The following is a 20,571-nucleotide window of genomic DNA, read 5'->3' on the forward strand; positions in this document are numbered from 1 at the left end:
TCAATTCCCTGCGGCGCCCATGCCATCCACCGCCTGCCGGCCCAGCGCCGGGTCATCGGTGAAGAACGCATCGATGCCGGTGGCCAGGTACGCGCGCATCTCGGCGATCGAGCCTTCCGGGTTGCGCGCGCTGTCGGCGCCCTTGCGCAGGTCGCTGGCCTGGAAATGGTTTTCCGGGCGGAAGGTGTACGGGATCACCATCAGGCCGGCCGCATGTGCGTCACGCACCAGCGCGGTCGGCGTGCCCAGCGCACCGTTGGCCTCCAGCGGGATGATCGAACGCAGCTCCGGGCCGATGCCATCGGCGTAGCTGGCGATGTCCTTCAGCCCGGCCGGGGTCATCATCTGCGCATAGCTGAGCGTGCCACCGGCCTTGGCGACATCGGCCGGGCGGGCATCGCCCTTCCACAGCAGCTGCAGCAGGCGGATGTTGCTGCCACGGCCGATCTTGCCGCGCAGGTAGCGCAGGTTGGCGGTCTCGAACGACTGGATCGTCACCGGCGCGACGGCGGTGTAGGCATTGCCGCGCAGCGCGGCCAGCACCTTGTCTTCCATCGGCAGGCCGATGGACTGGAAGTAGGTCGGGTGCTTGATCTCCGGCACCAGGCCGATGCCGCGGTTGGCGCGGCCGGCCTGCTGCATCAGGAAGGCCAGGATCTCGTCCAGGGTGGCGATGCGGAACTGGCCGTCGAACGCGGTGCTGCGCAGCTCCGGCAGGCGCTCGCGGGTGTAGAGGGTCTTCAGCTCGGCCAGGGTGAAGTCTTCGGTGAACCAGCCTTCGACCGTCTCGCCGTCGATGACCTTGGTGGTCTTCCGCTTGGCGAATTCCTTGTGCTCGGCGACGTCGGTGGTGCCACCGATCTCGTTCTCGTGGCGGGCCACCAGCACGCCGTCCTTGGTCATCACCAGGTCCGGTTCGATGTAGTCGGCGCCATCGGTGATGGCCTGCGCGTAGGCCGCCAGCGTGTGCTCGGGCAGCAGCGCGCTTGCGCCGCGGTGGCCGTAGACCGAGACCTTCGCGGTCGCCGGGGTGGAAGTTTCAGCACTCATGGCCACCGATGGTGCCACGGCCAGCGACAACAGCAATGCACAACCCCACGACTTCACTGCGACTTCCCCAAGCGGTATGTGATGGGGGTCAGTATGCGGCGGGAATATGACAGCCGGGGCGTCGGGGATGGGGTCAGAGCCCCTGCGGGGAATCTGACCCCAACCGCCATCATTCTTCAACTATTCCGATTGATGCGCGAAGTGGTGCGCGGCTAGCCTCGAATGACCAACACTGACGTTGTCGGAGGCAGATCGTGAAACAGCCGATGTACATGCCGATCCTGAAATGGCGACAGGGCGAGTATCTTGCAGTGGGCCGTGCCAGCGAAGGCATCAAGGACTGGATCCATCCCCTGTTCGAGATACCCGTCGAGCAGTGGGACTTCGAGAACGATGCTCCCGCGAAGTCACTCGACGATCATCTGAAGAACGTCGGGAATCGCCTGGTCAAGAACTGGAAGGCGCGGCGTTGCCTGTTCGACTCGCCCTATCTTGCCGGCGATGACACCATGGCGGACGGGCAGCACCATCTGGAGCGGATCTTCGACCTCACGCGCACAGCCGGTTGCCAGGCCATTCCCGTAACCGGCATTGACCGGCATGTCGACTACCAGCAAGCCGTGGCACGTATCGTTGCCCGCGATGATCGCGGCTGCGGATTGCGGCTGGTACCGGATGATCTTGAAGGCAGGGGTCTGGCCCGCATCCCGGCATTGTTGAAACTGCTGGGCGTTGCGCCAGGCCAGGTGGACCTGATCCTGGACAGCTCGGCCGATGTCGCCGACTCGCCCACGCTGCAGGCAACCACGTGGCAGACCTGGATCGCAGCCGTTCCGGATCTGGCCGACTGGCGATCGGTCACCATCGCGGGCGGTAGTTTCCCTGCCAGCCTGAGCCCCTCGTCGAACTATCGCCCGCACGGTGACGTCAACCGCCGGGAGTGGCGCGCGTACACCCGGCTTGTCAGCAGTCGTCCCGATCGGATGCCGTGGTTTGGCGACTACGGCTGCGCCTCGCCACAGACCGAGCTGATGGATCCACGCCTGTTCGACCCCAATGCCAAGATCAAGTACACGATCGATGACCAGTGGCGGATCGTGGTCGGCACCCAGATCAAGCGCAATGGTCGCGACCAGTACCGCGATCTGTGCAACCACCTGGTCTCTGATCCACCGGTGGTGTTCATGGGACGCGGCTACAGCTGGGGTGATGCATACATCGAAGACTGCGCCAACAATGTCAGCAGTACCGGCGGAAGTTCCACCTGGCCGACCGTGGCCACCAACCATCACCTGACTAAGGTTGTTCGCGACCTCGCCAATCTGGCCGGCGCTTCATCTGTTCCCTGACCAGCATGCGGATTTCCGCAAGACTGTAGAGCTCACCCAGGCGCTCGCACAGCGCTGCACGGTTTCCGCGCAGCGCTGATTTTTCAGCGGTCCTGCTGCTGATCAGGGCTGTCAGCTCATCGCGCCACAGCAGTGCCGCCACGGCAGTGGCGCTCACCGAGGGATTGAGCCTGGCAGGCCGCAGCAGTTCCATCCGGACGGCATTGCGCGCACCACGTAAGGCCAGCCTGACCCCCCACCATGCAGGCAGCGTCTCCAGCGCATGATCCAGATGGCGCTGGCCCACCACGATCGTCGCCTTGTCGAGCACGTCGGAATAGAACTGCTGCTGCAATGGCAGTCTGCGCAACGTGTCGACGTCACTCTTGATTTCGTAGCCGTGCAGGTGGCCATTGATGACACAGACATCGACCCGGCAGGCACCGCGTGCAAGCCCCATTTCCTCCACGACAAGCGTGTTCGGATTGGCGACATGCTCTGCGATGACCTTGCTCAGCAGCGCTGATCGCACGTCACTGTCGGTGATCGGGTTCATGGCGGGATGATATCAAGGAGGTGTCGCGGCCCGGGTTGAAACCACGTGGTGTCGATTGTGATGATGCGAAGGGTCAGAGCCCCGCAGGGGATCCGACCCCGGTATTACTTTCCGATGCAGAAGCTGGAGAAGATCCTGCCCAGCAGGTCATTCGCACTCATCTGCCCGGTGATCTCGCCCAGCGCGTCATGCGCCAGCCGCAGTTCCTCGGCGGCCAGTTCCAGGTGTTCATGCACCAGCTCGCCATCGGCGCGCTGCGCATGCTCCTGCGCGCGTTCGATCGCATCCACATGACGGGTGCGCGCGGAGAACTCGCCGTCCACCTGCTCCCCTGCCCCGGCCGAGGCAATCGAACGCAGGCGCGTGTGCAGGTCTTCCAGACCGGCACCGGTGGCGGCCGAGACGAACACGCGGTCCGGGTCGTCCAGCACCGGCAACGCGTCCATCAGGTCCGACTTGTTGTGGATGTAGACCTTGTGCGGCACGGCGGCCACGGCTTCGCCCAGCGCGGCTTCGCCGGCGGCCGGGTCGCGCGCATCCAGCACGATCAGCGCCAGGTCGGTGCGCTCGATTTCCACGTGGGCGCGGCGCATGCCTTCGCGTTCGATGGCATCGCCGCCGTCGCGCAGGCCGGCGGTGTCGACCAGGGTCAGCTCCAGGCCGTCCAGGCGGATGGTTTCGCGCAGGGTATCGCGGGTGGTGCCGGCGATGTCGGTGACGATGGCGCGCTCGCTGCCGGCCAGGGCGTTCAGCAGTGAGCTCTTGCCGGCATTCGGTGGCCCGATCAGCACGGCATGCAGGCCATCGCGCAGACGACGGCCGCGCTCGGCGTCACGACGCAGCAGGGCAAGATCTCCGCGCGCCTGTTCCAGTCCACGCCGCACCTGCGCGCCGCCCAGGGTATCCAGCGGTTCGTCGGCGAAGTCGATGGCGGCTTCCACGTGGATGCGCAGCAGCACCAGCTGTTCCACCACGGCCTCGATGCGGCGCGAGAACACGCCATCCAGCGAGCGACGTGCCGCGCGCGCGGCGCGGTTGTCACCCGCGGCGATCAGGTCGGCGATGGCCTCGGCCTGGGCCAGGTCGAGCTTGCCGTTGAGGAAGGCCCGTTCACTGAACTCACCCGGCCGCGCCTGGCGCGCGCCGAGCACGATGCAGCGCGCGACCAGCTGCTGCAGCAGCACGGGGCTGCCGTGACCCTGCAGTTCCACCACTTCCTCGCCGGTGAAGCTGTTCGGTGCCGGGAACCACAGCACGATGCCGTCATCGATCACCTCACCGTCGGCATCGCGCAGCCGGGCGTAGTGCGCGTGGCGCGGGCGCAGCGTGGGCGCGCCCAGTGCGTTGGCGATCGCCGCGGCACGCGGACCGGACAGACGCAACAGGCCGACACCGCCCGCGCCGGGGGCACTGGCGATGGCGACGATGGTGTCGGTGCGGGTCACATCGTTCATGGCTCAGAGCTTCTCCAGCTGCGCGCGCGCCTGCGCGGCACCGCTGCCCTGCGGCTGCAGGGCGAGGTAGGTGGTGTAGGCCTGCTTCGCCTTGGCCTTGTCGCCGGCGTTGAAGTAGGCGTCGCCCAGGTTGAGGTGGGCCACCGCGCGTGATGGGTCGATCTTCAGGGTGTTTTCCAGCCAGCGCGCGGCTTCGGCGTAGCGCTGCTGGCGGTAGTAGACGAAACCGAGGTTGTTGGCCGCCTGGGCAAAGTCCGGGCGCAGCTTCAACGCTTCGGTGAACTGCGCGACGGCTTCGTCGTACTGCTTCTCGCGGTACAGCTGCAGGCCACGGTCGTTGGCCTGCTGCGCGCGCTGGCGGTCCGAGGCCGGGCCGGCGGTGGGCACCACCAGCTTGGCCTTCCCGCCCTGCAGGTCGGCCACGGTCACCGGCGCCTGCGCGCCCTTGGCATCCTGCGCGGCGTCGACCTTGTTGTTCAGTGCGATCGCATCCGGGGTCAGCTGGCGCGTGTCGGCATTGAGGTATTCCTGGCTGTCCGGCACCTGGAACACGAACTCGCCGCCCTGCGAACCGGGCAGGCTGCCGAAGGCCGGGGTCTGGTGCGAGACGGCCGACACCGCCGGCGCCACGTAGGCGGCCAGTTCGGTACCGGTGATCAGGCCGTCGCCATTGAGGTCGCCCTTGCCGGCCAGCGCCTGCAGCAGCACCCACGTGAACACCGAATGGCCGTTCGGGCCGGCATCGGCCACCTGCTGGTCGGCACCGCCGGCAGTCAGCATCTGCCGCGCGCTGCGGCGTGCGTTCTCGCGCAGGAATGACGACGACGACGGGCCACCGCGGGTCAGGCCCAGGCCGCTGTAGCAGGCATCCATCACGAACATCACGTGCTTGGCCTGCATGCTCTCGGCGATGTTCTGGATGTCGGTCATCGCGATGGCGTCGGTGGCGAATTCCTTCGGGTCTGAATCCACCGGGATGATGTAGCCGAGGTCGCGCCCGGAAGCGAGCTGGCGGGTGGCGCCGTGGCCGGCGAAGAACACGAACACGCGGTCGTTCCTGCCGGTGCGGTCGTCGGCCAGGCGGTCGTGGAAGGCGGCCAGGATGTTGTTGCGGGTGGCCTGCTCGTTCTTCAGCACGATCACCTGCGAGGACGGGAAACCGAACTGCCCGGTCAGGGTATCGGCCACCGCCTGCGCATCGTGGCTGGCGTATTCCAGCTTTGGCCACTTGGCGTAGTTGTCGATGCCCACCACGATCGCCCACGACTTCTCGTAGCCGGTGGTGACGGTGGCATCGCTGGTCGCGCCCTTGCGCGCACGGGCGACGGTGAACTCGCGGCCGTTCCAGCCGGCGAACTGGTAGCCGTCGGCGATCAGCCGATCGAGGATCTGCGGCAGCGCCTTCACTGCGCGGTCGTGGATGTCATGGAACAGGATGATGCCGCGCTGTTCCTTGTTCACCTGGCCGAGCACGCGCTGCACGATCGATTCCGGCACCGGGTCGGCCCAGTCCATCGAGTCGATGTTCCACATGATCGACTTCAGGCCGGCCTCGTTCAGCAGCTGCAGGCCTTCGGCGTTGCGCGCGCCATACGGGAAGCGGAACAGCGGCGCACGCTTGCTGTCGACATCCTTCAGCAGGGTGTCGGTATCCAGCACCTGCTGGCGCAGCGCATCGCCGGTGGTGCGCGACAGCTGGGCGTGGGTCAGGCTGTGGTTGCCCACTGCATAGCCCTCTTCCATCAGGTTGCGGCTGATCTTCGCCATCGGGCCGAGGCTGACCTTGCCATCGGCCTCGACCTTGCCCAGGTTGCGGCCCACTTCAAAGAACACGCCCGGCACGTCGTAGCGCTTGAGGATGGCCACCACTTCATCGGTGTAGGCCTTGTGCGGGCCGTCGTCGAAGGTCAGCACCACGGTCTTGGCCGGCAGGTCGCGGCCGAAGATCTCGCGGTCGCTGTCCTTCATCGACATCGGGTATGGCTCGATCACCCCGTAGTCGCGCAGGATCGCCTCGCGGCTGTAGTCCTTGTGCAGGTGGGCGATGTAGTCCTCCCACTTCTCGCGCTTCAGGTCGATGGCGCGGGTGCGCTCGAAGCGGCTGAAGATGCGGGTCAGTTCCTGGTTGTAGTTGCGCTCGATCTCGTCCAGCGCGTCCAGGTCTTCGCCGATGCGCTGGTGCAGCTTCACTGCCGGCAGCGAGGAATCCGCGCCGACACGTTCGTGCAGGTCGCGCAGCACTTCGCGGAACGCCAGGCGATCGGCATCGAACAGTTCCGGCGCCGATTCGATGTAGTCCAGCACGGTGCCCAGCGTGGCGAAGCGCTGCGGGCTGCCGCCACGCAGCAGGCTGTCGAACTGCGCGGCGATGGCGGTGCGCTGTTCCAGCCCGTCGTGGAACAGCTGCTGGCCGATGCGGGTGGAGGTACCGCGGTCGGTGGCGCTCTGCTGCTCTTCGTCGGCCAGCAGCACGATGATGCGGCGGTAGCCATCGAGCTGCTTCTGCAGCGCGGCCAGCAGCGGTGCGGCGGCCGGATCGACGGCGGCGGCGGCCTGTGCGCTGGGCTGGGTGACGGCGGCAGCAGCGGGCGCCTTGCCCTCCTTGTCGCCGCAGCCGGCAACGGCCAGGGTCAACAGCAGCGAGGGCAGGAACAGGCGGAACGACGACGCACGCGGCATGGCAGGCTCGATGGATGGGGACACGGTGTGCGGGGCGATTCTAACCCCGCATGCGAAAAGCCCGCCTTGCGGCGGGCTTTTGCGGGGATCAGCGTCGGATTATTTCTTCTTGACCGGGGCCGGTGCGGTGGTCGCCGGCAGCGGCTCACCGCCGTGGCGCTTGGTCATCCACCACTGCTGCAGCAGGCCCAGGCCGCCGTTGACCACCCAGTACAGGACCAGGCCGGACGGCATGAACGCCATCATGAAGCCAAAGACCAGCGGCATGAACTGCATCATCTTCTGCTGCATCGGGTCCATGCCCGGTGCCGGGGTCAGCTTCTGCGTGGCCCACATCACCGCCATGTTGATGACCGGCAGGATGAAGTACGGGTCGCGCGCGGTCAGATCTTGGATCCAGCCCAGCCACGGCGCCTGGCGCAGTTCGACCGACTCGACCAGCACCCAGTACAGGGCGAAGAAGATCGGCATCTGGATGAGGATCGGCAGGCAGCCGCCCATCGGATTGATCTTTTCCTTCTTGTACAGCTCCATCATCGCGGTCTGGAACTTCTGGCGGTCATCGCCATAGCGTTCCTTCAGCTGCGCGATGCGCGGCTGGAAGCGACGCATCTTCGCACCGCTCTTGTACTGCACGGCCGACAGCGGGTAGAGCACCAGCTTCAGCAGGACCACCAGGCCGACGATGGCCCAGCCCCAGTTGCCGACCAGCTTGTGCACCTGGTTCAGCACCCAGAACAGGCCCTGGCCGATCACCGCCATCATCGAGAAGCGGCTGTAGTCGACCACGCGGTCCAGGCCCGGCACGTCTTCCTTGGCAATCTGGTTGACCAGCTTCGGGCCGACCCACAGGCGGGCTTCGGTGCTGGTGGACTGGCCCGGGGCCACGGTGAAGGCCGGGCCACGCGCTTCGATCAGGTCACGACCGGCCACCTGCGACAGCACGTAGTGGGCGGTCTGGTCCTTCTGCGGGATCCAGGCGGTGAAGAAGTGGTGCTGCAGCATCGCCAGCCAGCCGCCGGTGATGTTCTGGTTCAGCGCGCCATCGTCCAGGTAATCCTTGAACGCACGACGCTGGTACTTCTTGTCGTTGTCGTACCAGGTGGCACCGTTGAAGCTGAACGAGTCCGGGTTGGTCATGTTCCGCGACAGGATGGTCGGGGTACGGTCCAGGGTGCGGTAGACGTAGCCGTTCCACGGGGCGGTGCCGGTGTTGCTGACCTCGTCCTTGAAGCGCACGGCGTACTCGTTGCGCGAGACGGTCAGGGTGCGCTTGATGGTCACGCCGTTGTCGGCGGTCCACACGAACGGGATCTGCAGTTCGTTCTGGCCGTCGGCCAGCACGAAGTCGCGGACGTCACCGACCAGCTTGAAGCCATCGGCGCCCGGCACCGGGGTGTTCTTGTCTTCGCTGGCCCAGCCGCTGATCGCGCTGTACGGATGCGCGGGGTCTTCGGTCAGCAGGCGCACCGGGGCGCTGCCTTCTTCCTTGGACTGCGGGAACTGCAGCAGCTCGGCGTCGAGCACGCGGCCGCCGTCCACCACCAGGCGCAGCACGTCGGTGGTGATGGTCACGCGCTGGGCGGCCGGGGTGGCGCTGGCCTGGGCCTGCTGCGCCGCGGCCTGGCCCGGGGCACCGGGGACCTGCGCGCTGGGGATGCTGCCCGGGGTCGCACCTGGAACGCTCTGTGCGGCGGCCTGGGCCGAGGTGGTGGTCGGGGCCGGGGTCGGCGCGGCCTTTTCACGGCCCCACTCCATCCACAGGAACACGGCCACCATCAGCCAGGCAAAAATAAGGAATACGCGGGTCTGGTTCATCAGCGGACAGGCTCGGCGGGGCCGGGACGCGATGCCGGCTCGATCAAAGAGGGAGGTGCGATGCCATCTGGCGGCGGCATTGTGCCGTCCACGCCCGGCGCGGGCAATGCACGCAGGCGCCGCAGCAGGCGCAGAAAGGCCTGGCGGATGTCGTCGTTGCTGGCAGAACGCGCAGCACTACGAGCCACGACGACGAAGTCGCCTGGCTGGATATCGGTTCGTGTCCGACGCAAGATGTCGCGCAGGACGCGCTTGATCCGGTTACGCCCGACGGCGTTCGGATCAACCTTGCGGGAAACCGCCAGACCCAGCCTGGCCGGCCGGTCAGCCGGCAGCCAGTGCAGGGTCATCAGCGGATCGGACACACGGCGGGCGCCGTTGAAGACCGTTGAATATTCGGCACGCGTGCGAACCCGCGCAGAGCGAGGGAATCGCTTGCGCGGGTCTGCAGTATTCACTGTCGAAGGGATTGCGTCTGCCGCGATGTGCGGCATGGCAATCAGGCGCTCAGGACTTTGCGGCCCTTGGCGCGGCGACGCGACAGGATCTTGCGGCCGTCAGCGGTCTTCATACGGGCACGGAAGCCGTGGTCGCGCTTACGCTTGAGGTTGCTGGGCTGGTAGGTGCGCTTGGTGGCCATGTGGGCCTCTCGTATGAATGGGACGGGAAAGAACCGGAAATTCTAGAGAGGTCTCCCCCCTTGCGTCAACCCCTTGTGACTACGCCAATTCACCGGGCTGTGCAATAGCTGTGGATCTTTTTGTGAATAAGTGGGGGACAAGCATTCCGAAGCCGAGCGCTCGGTGGTAGTCTGAGCCATCCATTTCCCCCTTTCAGGCCTGTGTTTGGGCGCGTTGTCGCGCCTGTGCACAGGTCACCGGACGATTATTGCCGATGGATGCCTGGTCCCGAAGTCTCGAACGCCTCGAAGCGGAGTTCCCGCCGGAAGACGTTCACACCTGGTTGAAGCCGCTGCAGGCCGATCTGCGCGCGGACAGCCTGGTGCTGTATGCCCCGAACGCCTTCATCGTCGACCAGGTGCGCGAGCTGTACCTGGCCCGGATCCGCGAGCTGCTGACGCACTTCGCGGGTTTCGGCGACGTTTTTCTTGAAATCGGCTCGCGGCCTCGGCCCTCGGAGGCGCAGAACGCGCCGGTTTCGAGCGCGGCGACGGCGGTGGCAGCCCAACCGCAGGTGCCGTTCGCCGGCAACCTGGACAACCACTACACCTTCGCCAACTTCGTCGAAGGCCGCAGCAACCAGCTGGGCCTGGCCGCTGCCTTCCAGGCGGCGCAGAAGCCGGGCGACCGCGCGCACAATCCGCTGCTGCTGTACGGAGGCACCGGCCTGGGCAAGACCCACCTGATGTTCGCCGCCGGCAACGCCATGCGCCAGGCCAATCCGGGTGCGAAGGTGCTGTACCTGCGTTCGGAACAGTTCTTCAGCGCGATGATCCGGGCCCTGCAGGAAAAGACCATGGATCAGTTCAAGCGCCAGTTCCAGCAGGTGGACGCGCTGCTGATCGATGACATCCAGTTCTTCGCTGGCAAGGACCGCACCCAGGAAGAGTTCTTCCACACCTTCAACGCGCTGTTCGACGGCAAGCAGCAGATCATCCTGACCTGCGACCGGTACCCGCGCGAAGTCGAGGGCCTGGAAGCGCGCCTGAAGTCGCGGCTTGCCTGGGGCCTGTCGGTCGCGATCGAACCGCCGGACTTCGAGACCCGCGCCGCGATCGTGCTGGCGAAGGCCCGCGAACGCGGTGCCGAGATTCCCGATGATGTTGCGTTCCTGATCGCCAAGAAGATGCGCTCCAACGTGCGCGACCTCGAAGGCGCGCTCAATACCCTGACCGCCCGCGCCAATTTCACCGGCCGCGCGATTACCACCGAATTCGCCCAGGAAACCCTGCGCGACCTGCTGCGCGCCCAGCAGCAGGCGATCAGCATTCCCAACATCCAGAAAACCGTTGCCGACTACTACGGCCTGCAGATCAAGGATCTGCTGTCCAAGCGCCGGACCCGTTCGCTGGCCCGCCCGCGCCAGGTCGCCATGGCCCTGACCAAGGAGCTGACCGAGCACAGCCTGCCCGAGATCGGCGATGCCTTTGCCGGTCGCGATCACACCACGGTGCTGCATGCCTGCCGCCAGATCCGGACCCTGATGGAAACCGACGGCAAGCTTCGCGAGGACTGGGACAAGCTGATCCGGAAGCTGAGCGAATGATGCACGGACGCTGATGAGGCGTCATCGCACAAAACGGTGCAGAATCCGGTAGCAAGCGCGGGATGAGTTGTGGATAAAAAAGACGTCGGAAAACGCGTCGAATTTATCCACAGCTTTCCCCACCCCCTGGGGGGCGGTAATGCAGAGGGTTTCGAGGCTAGAAACTCTTTTTATTACAAAGACTTAGCATTGTTTTCCAGCGATTCTGTCTCTACCAGCACCACCAAGCTTTTGATTTATTCCACATTTTTTAAAGCATAGGGGCACGGAACCACATGCGTTTCACACTGCAGCGCGAAGCCTTTCTCAAGCCGTTGGCACAGGTCGTCAACGTGGTCGAACGCCGCCAGACCCTTCCGGTTCTGGCCAATTTCCTGGTCCAGGTGCAGAACGGCCAGCTGTCGCTGACCGGTACCGACCTGGAAGTGGAGATGGTGTCGCGGATCGCGGTTGAAGATGCCCAGGACGGCGAAACCACCATCCCCGCCCGCAAGTTGTTCGAGATCATCCGCGCCCTGCCGGATGGCAGCCGGATCACCGTCTCGCAGACCGGTGACAAGATCACCGTTCAGGCCGGTCGCAGCCGCTTCACTCTGGCAACGCTGCCGTCCAACGACTTCCCGTCGGTGGACGAAGTGGAAGCCACCGAGCGCGTGGCCATCGGCGAAGCGACCCTGAAGGAGCTGATCGAGCGCACTGCGTTCGCGATGGCCCAGCAGGACGTGCGCTACTACCTCAACGGTCTGCTGTTCGACCTGCGCGGTGATGCCCTGCGTACTGTCGCCACTGACGGCCACCGCCTGGCCCTGTGTGAAACCGATCTGGCCAAGCCCAGCGGTTCCAAGCGCCAGATCATCGTGCCGCGCAAGGGCGTGACCGAACTGCAGCGCCTGCTGGAAAGCGGCGATCGCGAGATCGAGCTGGAAGTCGGCCGCAGCCACGTCCGCGTCAAGCGCGACGATGTCACCTTCACCTCGAAGTTGATCGACGGTCGTTTCCCGGATTACGAGGCCGTGATCCCGATCGGTGCGGACCGCGAAGTGAAGGTGGATCGTGAAGCCCTGCGTGCGTCGCTGCAGCGTGCCGCGATCCTGTCCAATGAGAAGTACCGCGGGATCCGCGTGGAAGTCTCGCCGGGCAACCTGAAGATCAGCGCGCACAACCCGGAGCAGGAAGAAGCCCAGGAAGAGATCGAGGCCGACACCACGGTCAGCGATCTGGCCATCGGCTTCAACGTGAACTACCTGCTGGATGCCCTGTCCGCCCTGCGCGACGAGGAAGTCATCATCCAGCTGCGCGATTCCAACTCCTCGGCACTGGTGCGTGAGTCCAGCAGCGAGAAGTCGCGCCATGTGGTGATGCCACTGCGTCTCTGACGTCTGCGTTGTTCCACGTGAAACAGAAGACGCCCGGGAGATCCGGGCGTTTTTTTTTTGTTCCACGTGGAGCATTGATGAGGATCCTGGGAAAGGGAGTTCCGCGTTGCCGTTTGGTCTCGGCTTCCTGGATCTCGATCGGTTCCTCGCTCGATGGATGCACGGCGATCGAGCGATCCCGGGAAGTTCTCAGCAGGCCGATTTGCCCTCTGCTGGCGCTACTGTCCACAGCCCGGATCTCTGGCCGTTCGGCCCTGCCCTAGCTTTTAAATCTGGGTATAAATCTAAAGCATGGTGGTGATGGTATAGCCAGATTTCGTGGAAAACAGGGTTATATGATTGATTTAAAAGGTGTTTCTGTACCTGAAACCCCCTGTATATGCGCCCTTGGGGCTGGGGGGGAAGCTGTGGATAGTTTTTCAGACGGCTGAAAAGGGCTTTTTTATCCACAGATTGCCCATACCTTGTGTATAAGTCATACAGACCCCCTGTGGATAGCGTGGAACGACTGGCCTGAATTCTTTGAAATCTGTGGAACGCTTCGCAACCCTGCCCTGCAGATTTCAAGCAGTTTGCGGCGACTTCGGCTGCTGCCCTGGCTGCGACGCGCGGATACGGTTCCGCGCTGGGGTGAAATTCGCTGGATTCTGAGGGCGAGCACCCTGCCGGTTGCTGCAGATTTCATGAAATCCAGGCCTTGCCAGCGTCCCTGTCGCAAGGATTCGCCGCATCGATTTCCACGTGGAACCGCCTGAACTGGCGGGACCGGCCAACTCCACCAGCAAGATGCTGCCCGCGACGGCGGTCTTGACCGATGCAGTAAGCTGATGGATTCCCTGCCCTGCTACCGCCCCGAGCGGATGGTCTCCTGCGTCCCATGCTGATCCGCCGCCTCGCCTTGAACCAACTGCGCCGCTTCAGTGCCGTGGAACTGTCACCCCAGCCGGGCTTGAACCTGCTGACCGGCGACAACGGTGCGGGCAAGACCAGCGTACTTGAGGCCCTGCACCTGATGGCCTATGGCCGCAGCTTCCGCGGCCGGGTCCGCGATGGGCTGGTCCGCCAGGGCCAGGAAGCGCTGGAAATCTTCGTGGAATGGGACGAACAGCGTTCGGATCACCCGCCGCACCGCCGTAAAGCGGGTCTTCGTCATAGTGGGCAGGACTGGAAGGGCCGCCTGGACGGCGAAGACGTTGCCCAGCTCGGCAATCTCTGCGCGGCGTTGGCTGTGGTGACCTTTGAACCGGGCAGCCACGCTTTGGTCAGCGGTGGTGGCGAACCCCGCCGTCGTTTCCTCGATTGGGGCCTGTTCCACGTGGAACCAGACTTCCTCTCGCTGTGGCGCCGGTACTCCCGGGCACTCAAACAACGCAATGCCCTGTTGAAGCAGGGCGGGCCCTCGCGGATGCTCGATACCTGGGACCACGAGCTGGCTGAAGCGGGTGAACCGCTGACCAGCCGCCGCCAGCACTACCTGGAACGGCTGCAGGAACGGGCGATTGCCCTGGCAACCGCGCTGGCACCGCAGTTGGGCATCCAAGGTCTGGATCTCAGCCCGGGCTGGCGCCGGCACGAGCTGCCGCTGGCCGATGCGCTGCTGCTGGCCCGTGATCGCGACCGCCAGGCCGGTTACACCTCCGTAGGTCCGCACCGGGCCGACTGGAGCGTGGATTTTCACAGCATTCCCGGCCGGGATGCACTCTCACGTGGCCAAGCCAAACTCACCGCCCTCGCCTGTCTGCTGGCCCAGGCCGAGGACTACGCCGAACAGCGCGGGCAATGGCCGGTCATTGCGCTGGACGATCTGGCATCCGAGCTGGACCGGACCCATCAGGCCCGTGTCCTCGAACGTCTGCTGGCCGGTCCGGCGCAGATCTTCGTAACGGCCACCGAGACCCCGGCGGCTTTGGTGGATCTCACCGACATCACCCGGTTCCACGTGGAACATGCGCAGATCGTGGCTGTGCCATAGTGGCTACATCAGGGCCTACGGGGCCCGGCTGGTATAATTCAGGTTGCACCCCTTCTTACACGGCGCATCGCACCTGTGCGGTGACCGACCTGCGGAGCCTACGGCAAGCGCAATGACCGACGAACAGAACACCCCGGCAAACAACGGCAACTACGACGCCAACAGCATCACCGCCCTGGAAGGGCTCGAGGCTGTCCGCAAGCGTCCTGGCATGTACATCGGCGACGTCCACGACGGCACCGGTCTGCACCACATGGTGTTCGAGGTCGTCGACAACTCGATCGACGAAGCCCTCGCCGGCCACGCCGACCACGTCGCGGTGACGATCCACGCTGACGGCTCGGTGTCGGTGTCCGACAACGGCCGCGGCATCCCGACCGGCAAGCACGAGCAGATGAGCGCCAAGCTCGGCCGCGAGGTTTCGGCGGCCGAAGTCGTGATGACCGTGCTGCACGCGGGCGGCAAGTTCGACGACAACAGCTACAAGGTTTCCGGCGGCCTGCACGGCGTGGGCGTCAGCGTGGTCAACGCGCTGTCGCAGAAGCTGCTGGTGGACGTGTTCCAGAACGGCTCCCACTACCAGCAGGAATTCAGCAACGGCGCCGCGGTCACCGCGCTGGCCAAGCTGGAAGACACCACCAAGCGCGGCACCACCGTGCGCTTCTGGCCGTCGACCGTGGCCTTCCACGACAACGTGGAATTCCACTACGACATCCTGGCCCGACGCCTGCGCGAACTGTCGTTCCTGAACTCCGGCGTCAAGATCGTGCTGGCCGACGAGCGCGGCGACGGCCGTCGCGATGACTTCCACTACGAAGGCGGCATCCGCAGCTTCGTGGAGCATCTGGCCCAGCTGAAGACCCCGCTGCATCCGAACGTCATCTCGGTCACCGGCGAACACAACAACATCGTGGTGGACGTGGCGCTGCAGTGGACCGACTCCTATCAGGAGACGATGTACTGCTTCACCAACAACATCCCGCAGAAGGATGGCGGCACCCACCTGGCCGGTTTCCGCGGCGCCCTGACCCGCGTGCTCAACAACTACATCGAGCAGAACGGCATCGCCAAGCAGGCCAAGATCAACCTGACCGGCGATGACATGCGCGAAGGAATGATCGCGGTGCTGTCGGTGAAGGTGCCGGACCCCAGCTTCTCCAGCCAGACCAAGGAAAAGCTGGTCAGCTCCGACGTGCGCCCGGCGGTGGAAAACGCCTTTGGTGCGCGCCTGGAAGAGTTCCTGCAGGAAAACCCGAACGAAGCCAAAGCCATCGCCGGCAAGATCGTCGATGCGGCGCGTGCCCGTGAAGCGGCGCGCAAGGCCCGCGACCTGACCCGCCGCAAGGGCGCGCTGGATATCGCCGGCCTGCCGGGCAAGCTGGCCGACTGCCAGGAAAAGGATCCGGCGCTGTCCGAACTGTTCATCGTCGAGGGTGACTCCGCAGGTGGCTCGGCCAAGCAGGGCCGCAACCGCAAGAACCAGGCGGTGCTGCCGCTGCGCGGCAAGATCCTCAACGTGGAACGTGCCCGCTTCGACCGCATGCTGGCCTCGGACCAGGTCGGTACGCTGATCACCGCGCTGGGCACCGGCATCGGCCGCGACGAGTACAACCCGGACAAGCTGCGGTACCACAAGATCATCATCATGACCGACGCCGACGTCGACGGCGCCCACATCCGCACCCTGCTGCTGACGTTCTTCTACCGTCAGATGCCGGAGCTGATCGAGCGCGGTTACGTCTACATCGGCCTGCCGCCGCTGTACAAGATCAAGCAGGGCAAGCAGGAGCTGTACCTGAAGGACGACCCGGCGCTGGACAGCTACCTGGCCAGCAACGCGGTTGAAAACGCCGTGCTGGTGCCGGCCGCGGGTGAGCCGGGCATCGAAGGTGCCGCGCTGGAAAAGCTGCTGCTGACCTTTGCCGGCGCGCGCGACGCGATCGAACGCAATGCGCACCGCTACGACCGGAGCTTGCTCGAGGCGCTGGTCGACTTCGTGCCGATGGACCTGGCCCACCTGCGCGGTGCCGCTGAAGGCCAGGGCCTGGATGCACTGGCCCAGCGCCTCAACCAGGGCCGCCTCGGCAGTGCGCGTTTCAGCCTGGAACTGCAGGAGCCGAACGACGAGCGTCCGGCCGCCGTGCTGGTGACCCGCCGCCACATGGGCGAGGAACACGTGCAGGTGCTGCCGCTGGCTGCCTTCGAAGGTGGCGAACTGCGTGCCATCTACCAGGCTGCCAGCCTGCTGCACGGCCTGGTGCGCGAAGGCGCCACCATCGGCCGCGGTGCCAAGTCGGTCGAAGTGGACAGCTTCGCCAAGGCACAGAACTGGCTGCTGGAAGAAGCAAAGCGCGGCCGCCAGATCCAGCGCTTCAAGGGCCTGGGTGAAATGAACCCGGAACAGCTGTGGGATACCACCGTGAATCCCGATACCCGTCGCCTGCTGCAGGTGCGCATCGAGGATGCTGTCGCGGCTGACCAGATCTTCAGCACCCTGATGGGCGATGTCGTCGAACCGCGTCGTGACTTCATCGAAGACAACGCGCTGAAGGTCGCCAACCTGGATATCTGACATGCTTCGACCGTGGCCGCTGCGCGGGGATGCGCGCCGGCCTTCGCCCTCTGATCGCAGGTAATCGATGTCCGCTTCCGTCCCGGTATCCGCCCCGCCGCCCGTTCCGCCAGCCTCGGCTGCGCCGCGCCGCGGTTCGCCCGTGGCAGGCTTCTTCGTCGATCTGGGCATCGGTGCCGCCACGCTGTTCATCCTCAGCCTGGTCGCTGGCCTGGCGTGGGGCCTGTATCGCGGTATCCAGGTCGGCTACGCGAGCGCGAAGAACAACGGCGCGGGCATCGACCCGTCCAGCGTGACCGAAGCGCTGGGCACGCCCGGTGCCCTGGCGCAGGTGCTGATGGCCCTGGTGTCGACCGGTGGCGCGGCGCTGCTGCTCTACTTCCTGCGGCGGCCGGCCAATGCGGCCGAACGGCAGGCCTCGACGCAGGCGCTGCGGCGCCCGTCCACCTGGGGCTGGACCCTGCTGGTGGCCACGCTGATCGTGATCGGCAGCAATGGCATCGCCTTTCTGGCCAAGCAGTTCGGCGTCGAACCGGTGCCGACCAACCTGGCGCTGATGCAGCACGCCATCGAGCGGTTCCCGCTGTTCCTGGTGCTGTTTGCGGTGGTGCTGGCGCCGGCCTACGAGGAGCTGCTGTTCCGCCGCGTGCTGTTCGGGCGCCTGTGGCAGGCTGGCCGGCCCTGGCTGGGCGTGCTGCTGAGCAGCCTGGCCTTTGCCTTGATCCATGAGATTCCGGGCACCAGCGCCAACGGCCCGGCCGAGATCGCCCAGCTGTGGCTGGTCTACGGCGGCATGGGCGCCGCGTTCTGCTGGCTCTATCGACGCACCGGGACGCTGTGGGCGGCGATCATCGCGCACGGCTTGAACAACGCCGTGGCCTTGGCCGCGCTGGTGTTCTTCGGGTCAATGTAAGGCCTTGGCCGGTTGACGAAAAATTAAGCGGGCCCAGTACACACTGCCTGCATGAACACGGGGGATTCCATGAAATCACTGCTGCTCGCCCTGCTCATCACCGTGCTGGTGGGTGCCTGCGCGACCACCACCTCACCAACCGGCCGCCGGCAGATGGTCGGTGGCGTATCGCAGGCCCAGCTCGACCAGATGGGCGCGCAGGCGTTCGCGGAAACCAAGCAGAAAGAAAAGATCAGCACTGACGGCCGCCAGAACGCTTACGTGCAGTGCGTGGTCAATGCGCTGGTCGCTCAGCTGCCTGCTCAGTACCGGGGCGTACGGTGGGAGACCGCGGTGTTTGTCGACAAGGAACCCAACGCCTTCGCCCTGCCCGGCGGCAAGGTCGGCGTGAACACCGGCATCTTCACCGTGGCCAAGAACCAGGATCAGCTGGCGGCGGTCATCGGCCATGAAATCGGCCACGTCATCGCCCGCCACCACGAAGAGCGCATCACCCGGCAGATGGGCGCGCAGACGGGCCTGGCCATCGCCGGCATGATCGCGGGGGCATACGGTGGCGAGGGCGCAGCCAGCACCGTCAACCAGCTGGGCGGCACGGCCGCGCAGACAATGATCGTTCTGCCCAACTCGCGCACCCAGGAAACCGAGGCCGATGACATCGGCCAGCGCCTGATGGCCGATGCCGGTTTCAACCCGGCGCAGGCGGTCGATCTGTGGCAGAACATGATGGCCGCCAGTGGCGGACGCAGCCCGCAATGGCTGTCCACGCACCCTGATCCGGCCAATCGCATCCGCGAACTGCAGCGCGCTGCACCGTCCCTCGCACCCGCTTATCAGCAGGCCCAGGCCGCTGGACGCAGGCCAAAGTGTGGCTGAGTGCGCATATTCATGCTGTATTGCAGCACATAAAACGATTTCTCACGCCATCTGTTTCTGATACGTTTGGCGGCTCAGATTTTTCTGACAGTCCGACTTTGCCGCTGACGGCGGTTCGATCGAGGTGAACGATGATTTTCCGCAACCACAAAGCTGTGCTTTCCGTCCTCATCGCGACCGCCCTGACCGGCGCCGTGGTCACCGATGCCTTCGCGCAGTCCTCGCGTTCGTCCGAGCGCGGCAACCGCGGTGGCAAGCAGCAGGCCAAGGCTGAAGTCCTGTACCCGAATGCCACCCGTGAGGAGCCGAAGGAAAAGGCGTCCGCGAAGATGGGCAAGCAGCTGCAGAAGCTGATTGACAGCTACAACGATCAGAAGTTCCCGGAGACCCTGCAGATTGCAGGCGAGATCCTGGGCAACAGCGCGTCGAACAACTACGACAAGTCGCTGGCCGCGCAGCTGGCTTCGCAGGCCGCCTACCAGAGCGACGACAGCGCCGGTGCCATCGGCTACCTGAAGCAGGCGCTGCAGCTGAACGGCCTGGACAACAACGGCCACTTCCAGTCGATGCTGATGCTGGGCCAGCTGCAGCTGCAGGAAGACCAGACCGCCGAAGGCCTGGCCACGCTGGACAAGTACTTCGCCGAGAGCAAGTCGAACAAGCCGGAAGAACTGATCGCCAAGGGCCAGGCCCTGTACCAGCTGGAGCGCTACCAGGAAGCCATCCCGGTGCTGCAGCAGGCCATCGCCGGTGCGACCGAGCCGAAGGACAACTGGAACCAGCTGCTGATGGCTGCCCTGTCCGAAGCCGGCCAGACCGGTGAAGCGGTCAAGACCGCTGAAGCGCTGGCGGCGAAGAACCCGAACGACAAGAAAGCGCAGCTGAACCTGGCCAACATGTACATGCAGGCCGATCAGATGCCGAAGGCCGCCGCGGTGATGGACAAGCTGCGCAGCAGCGGCCAGCTCACCGAAGAGCGCGAGTACAAGCAGCTGTACTCGATCTACGCCAACACCGAGAACAAGGAAAAGGACGTCATCGCGGTCATCAACGAAGGGTTGCAGAAGGGCATCCTGAAGCCGGACTACCAGGTTTACCTGGCGCTGGCCCAGTCCTACTACTACTCCGACCAGGTGCCGCAGGCGATCGAGGCGTGGCAGAAGGCTGCCCCGCTGTCCAAGGACGGTGAGACCTACCTGAACCTGGCACGCGTCCTGCATGCCGAAGGTCGCGTTCCCGAGGCCAAGAAGGCCGCCCAGGAAGCTCTGGCGAAGGGCGTGAAGAACCAGGCTGATGCCAAGAAAATCATCAACCTGAAGTAAGTAGGAATAACGCCTGAACGCCTGCACAGTTGATGCGCAGGCGCTCAGGATTGGTATAAGCTTGGAGGTTCCTGCGGTGTCATGCACCGCTGATCAGGGATTCCGCCCCCGGGATTCCGGCCCCACTATTGAGCTCTTGGCGCATGACGGAACAACTAGTCGTTCACCGGTACGAACAAACTGATGACAAGGGGCTGAGCTGGCCTCGCATCGTCGGCATCGCGTTTGTAATCGCCCTGCATCTGGCCGCCTTCATGATGCTCCTGATCCCCGCCGTGGCCCCCAAGGCCGTGGCTGAGAAGGAGCGCAACGTCATGGTGACCATCGTCGACGCGCCGCCGCCCCCGCCGCCGCCGCCGCCGCCGCCGCCGCCGCAGGACACCCCGCCGCCGCCGGTGAAGAACCTGTCGCCGCCGAAGCCCTCGCCCG

At 65.1% G+C, this 20,571-nt stretch carries 15 protein-coding genes and 1 pseudogene; 9 read left to right on the forward strand and 7 right to left on the reverse strand.

Annotated features, from left to right (window positions below; translation table 11 throughout):
• Positions 1 to 1,107, reverse strand: coding sequence for a glycerophosphodiester phosphodiesterase (locus DCO49_RS10710; protein ID WP_116864018.1), 1,107 nt, complete (start codon positions 1,105 to 1,107; stop codon positions 1 to 3).
• Positions 1,108 to 1,304: 197 nt separating this feature from the next.
• Between DCO49_RS10710 and DCO49_RS10715 the strand changes: the two genes are divergently transcribed.
• A complete protein-coding gene (locus DCO49_RS10715; protein WP_243402714.1) occupies positions 1,305 to 2,399 on the forward strand; it encodes a beta family protein in 1,095 nt (364 codons plus the stop codon).
• Here the strand turns inward: DCO49_RS10715 and DCO49_RS10720 are convergent.
• The 6 genes from DCO49_RS10720 to rpmH form a co-directional block, all read right to left on the reverse strand.
• A complete protein-coding gene (locus DCO49_RS10720; RefSeq protein WP_116864020.1) occupies positions 2,347 to 2,934 on the reverse strand; it encodes a sce7726 family protein in 588 nt (195 codons plus the stop codon). The genes DCO49_RS10715 and DCO49_RS10720 overlap by 53 nt on opposite strands.
• Before the next feature lie 104 nt (positions 2,935 to 3,038).
• Complete coding sequence (gene mnmE / locus DCO49_RS10725) at positions 3,039 to 4,388, reverse strand: tRNA uridine-5-carboxymethylaminomethyl(34) synthesis GTPase MnmE (protein ID WP_116864021.1); 1,350 nt, start codon at positions 4,386 to 4,388, stop codon at positions 3,039 to 3,041.
• A 3-nt stretch (positions 4,389 to 4,391) separates the two neighbouring features.
• Positions 4,392 to 7,067 carry a polysaccharide deacetylase family protein gene (locus tag DCO49_RS10730; protein WP_116864022.1) on the reverse strand — a complete coding sequence of 892 codons (2,676 nt, stop codon included), beginning with the start codon at positions 7,065 to 7,067 and terminating at the stop codon, positions 4,392 to 4,394.
• Between the two features lie 99 nt (positions 7,068 to 7,166).
• Positions 7,167 to 8,885 carry a membrane protein insertase YidC gene (gene yidC / locus DCO49_RS10735; RefSeq protein ID WP_116864023.1) on the reverse strand — a complete coding sequence of 573 codons (1,719 nt, stop codon included), beginning with the start codon at positions 8,883 to 8,885 and terminating at the stop codon, positions 7,167 to 7,169.
• Entirely contained in the window at positions 8,885 to 9,379 is a 495-nt protein-coding gene (rnpA, locus tag DCO49_RS10740; RefSeq protein WP_116864024.1) for a ribonuclease P protein component, read from the reverse strand. The genes yidC and rnpA overlap by 1 nt, the downstream gene beginning before the upstream one ends.
• 5 nt (positions 9,380 to 9,384) lie before the next feature.
• Positions 9,385 to 9,525 carry a 50S ribosomal protein L34 gene (gene rpmH / locus DCO49_RS10745; protein ID WP_005411729.1) on the reverse strand — a complete coding sequence of 47 codons (141 nt, stop codon included), beginning with the start codon at positions 9,523 to 9,525 and terminating at the stop codon, positions 9,385 to 9,387.
• Between the two features lie 254 nt (positions 9,526 to 9,779).
• Here rpmH and dnaA point away from each other — a divergent pair, with 254 nt between their 5' ends.
• The 8 genes and pseudogenes from dnaA to DCO49_RS10785 all read left to right on the forward strand — a co-directional run.
• Positions 9,780 to 11,111, forward strand: a complete 1,332-nt coding sequence (dnaA, locus tag DCO49_RS10750) for a chromosomal replication initiator protein DnaA (protein ID WP_116864025.1) — start codon at positions 9,780 to 9,782, stop codon at positions 11,109 to 11,111.
• A gap of 275 nt (positions 11,112 to 11,386) precedes the next feature.
• On the forward strand, positions 11,387 to 12,487 hold the full coding sequence (dnaN, locus tag DCO49_RS10755; RefSeq protein ID WP_005411731.1) for a DNA polymerase III subunit beta: 1,101 nt from the start codon (positions 11,387 to 11,389) through the stop codon (positions 12,485 to 12,487).
• Positions 12,488 to 13,364: 877 nt separating this feature from the next.
• A complete protein-coding gene (gene recF / locus DCO49_RS10760; protein WP_116864026.1) occupies positions 13,365 to 14,459 on the forward strand; it encodes a DNA replication/repair protein RecF in 1,095 nt (364 codons plus the stop codon).
• A gap of 112 nt (positions 14,460 to 14,571) precedes the next feature.
• A complete protein-coding gene (gene gyrB / locus DCO49_RS10765) occupies positions 14,572 to 17,031 on the forward strand; it encodes a DNA topoisomerase (ATP-hydrolyzing) subunit B (protein WP_116864027.1) in 2,460 nt (819 codons plus the stop codon).
• Between the two features lie 67 nt (positions 17,032 to 17,098).
• Positions 17,099 to 17,944: a CPBP family intramembrane glutamic endopeptidase gene (locus tag DCO49_RS10770; RefSeq protein ID WP_116864028.1), complete on the forward strand. Its 846-nt coding sequence runs from the start codon at positions 17,099 to 17,101 to the stop codon at positions 17,942 to 17,944.
• Between the two features lie 69 nt (positions 17,945 to 18,013).
• Positions 18,014 to 18,820 carry a M48 family metallopeptidase gene (locus DCO49_RS10775; RefSeq protein ID WP_116864029.1) on the forward strand — a complete coding sequence of 269 codons (807 nt, stop codon included), beginning with the start codon at positions 18,014 to 18,016 and terminating at the stop codon, positions 18,818 to 18,820.
• Positions 18,821 to 18,951: 131 nt separating this feature from the next.
• Complete coding sequence (locus DCO49_RS10780; RefSeq protein ID WP_116864030.1) at positions 18,952 to 20,142, forward strand: DUF4032 domain-containing protein; 1,191 nt, start codon at positions 18,952 to 18,954, stop codon at positions 20,140 to 20,142.
• Positions 20,143 to 20,285: 143 nt separating this feature from the next.
• Positions 20,286 to 20,571: pseudogene (locus DCO49_RS10785) on the forward strand (energy transducer TonB); the annotation flags it as partial.

It is taken from the genome of Stenotrophomonas sp. SPM (assembly GCF_003105135.1).
GTDB lineage: Bacteria > Pseudomonadota > Gammaproteobacteria > Xanthomonadales > Xanthomonadaceae > Stenotrophomonas.

Excerpts from the sequence above, each read along its gene's own strand:
- rnpA (WP_116864024.1), bottom strand. The coding sequence starts at position 9,379 with ATGCCGCACATCGCGGCAGACGCAATCCCTTCGACAGTGAATACTGCA.
- gyrB (WP_116864027.1), top strand. The coding sequence starts at position 14,572 with ATGACCGACGAACAGAACACCCCGGCAAACAACGGCAACTACGACGCC.
- DCO49_RS10775 (WP_116864029.1), top strand. The coding sequence starts at position 18,014 with ATGAAATCACTGCTGCTCGCCCTGCTCATCACCGTGCTGGTGGGTGCC.
- mnmE (WP_116864021.1), bottom strand. The coding sequence starts at position 4,388 with ATGAACGATGTGACCCGCACCGACACCATCGTCGCCATCGCCAGTGCC.
- DCO49_RS10730 (WP_116864022.1), bottom strand. The coding sequence starts at position 7,067 with ATGCCGCGTGCGTCGTCGTTCCGCCTGTTCCTGCCCTCGCTGCTGTTG.
- DCO49_RS10770 (WP_116864028.1), top strand. The coding sequence starts at position 17,099 with ATGTCCGCTTCCGTCCCGGTATCCGCCCCGCCGCCCGTTCCGCCAGCC.
- DCO49_RS10720 (WP_116864020.1), bottom strand. The coding sequence starts at position 2,934 with ATGAACCCGATCACCGACAGTGACGTGCGATCAGCGCTGCTGAGCAAG.
- DCO49_RS10780 (WP_116864030.1), top strand. The coding sequence starts at position 18,952 with ATGATTTTCCGCAACCACAAAGCTGTGCTTTCCGTCCTCATCGCGACC.
- recF (WP_116864026.1), top strand. The coding sequence starts at position 13,365 with ATGCTGATCCGCCGCCTCGCCTTGAACCAACTGCGCCGCTTCAGTGCC.
- dnaA (WP_116864025.1), top strand. The coding sequence starts at position 9,780 with ATGGATGCCTGGTCCCGAAGTCTCGAACGCCTCGAAGCGGAGTTCCCG.
- yidC (WP_116864023.1), bottom strand. The coding sequence starts at position 8,885 with ATGAACCAGACCCGCGTATTCCTTATTTTTGCCTGGCTGATGGTGGCC.
- dnaN (WP_005411731.1), top strand. The coding sequence starts at position 11,387 with ATGCGTTTCACACTGCAGCGCGAAGCCTTTCTCAAGCCGTTGGCACAG.
- rpmH (WP_005411729.1), bottom strand. The coding sequence starts at position 9,525 with ATGGCCACCAAGCGCACCTACCAGCCCAGCAACCTCAAGCGTAAGCGC.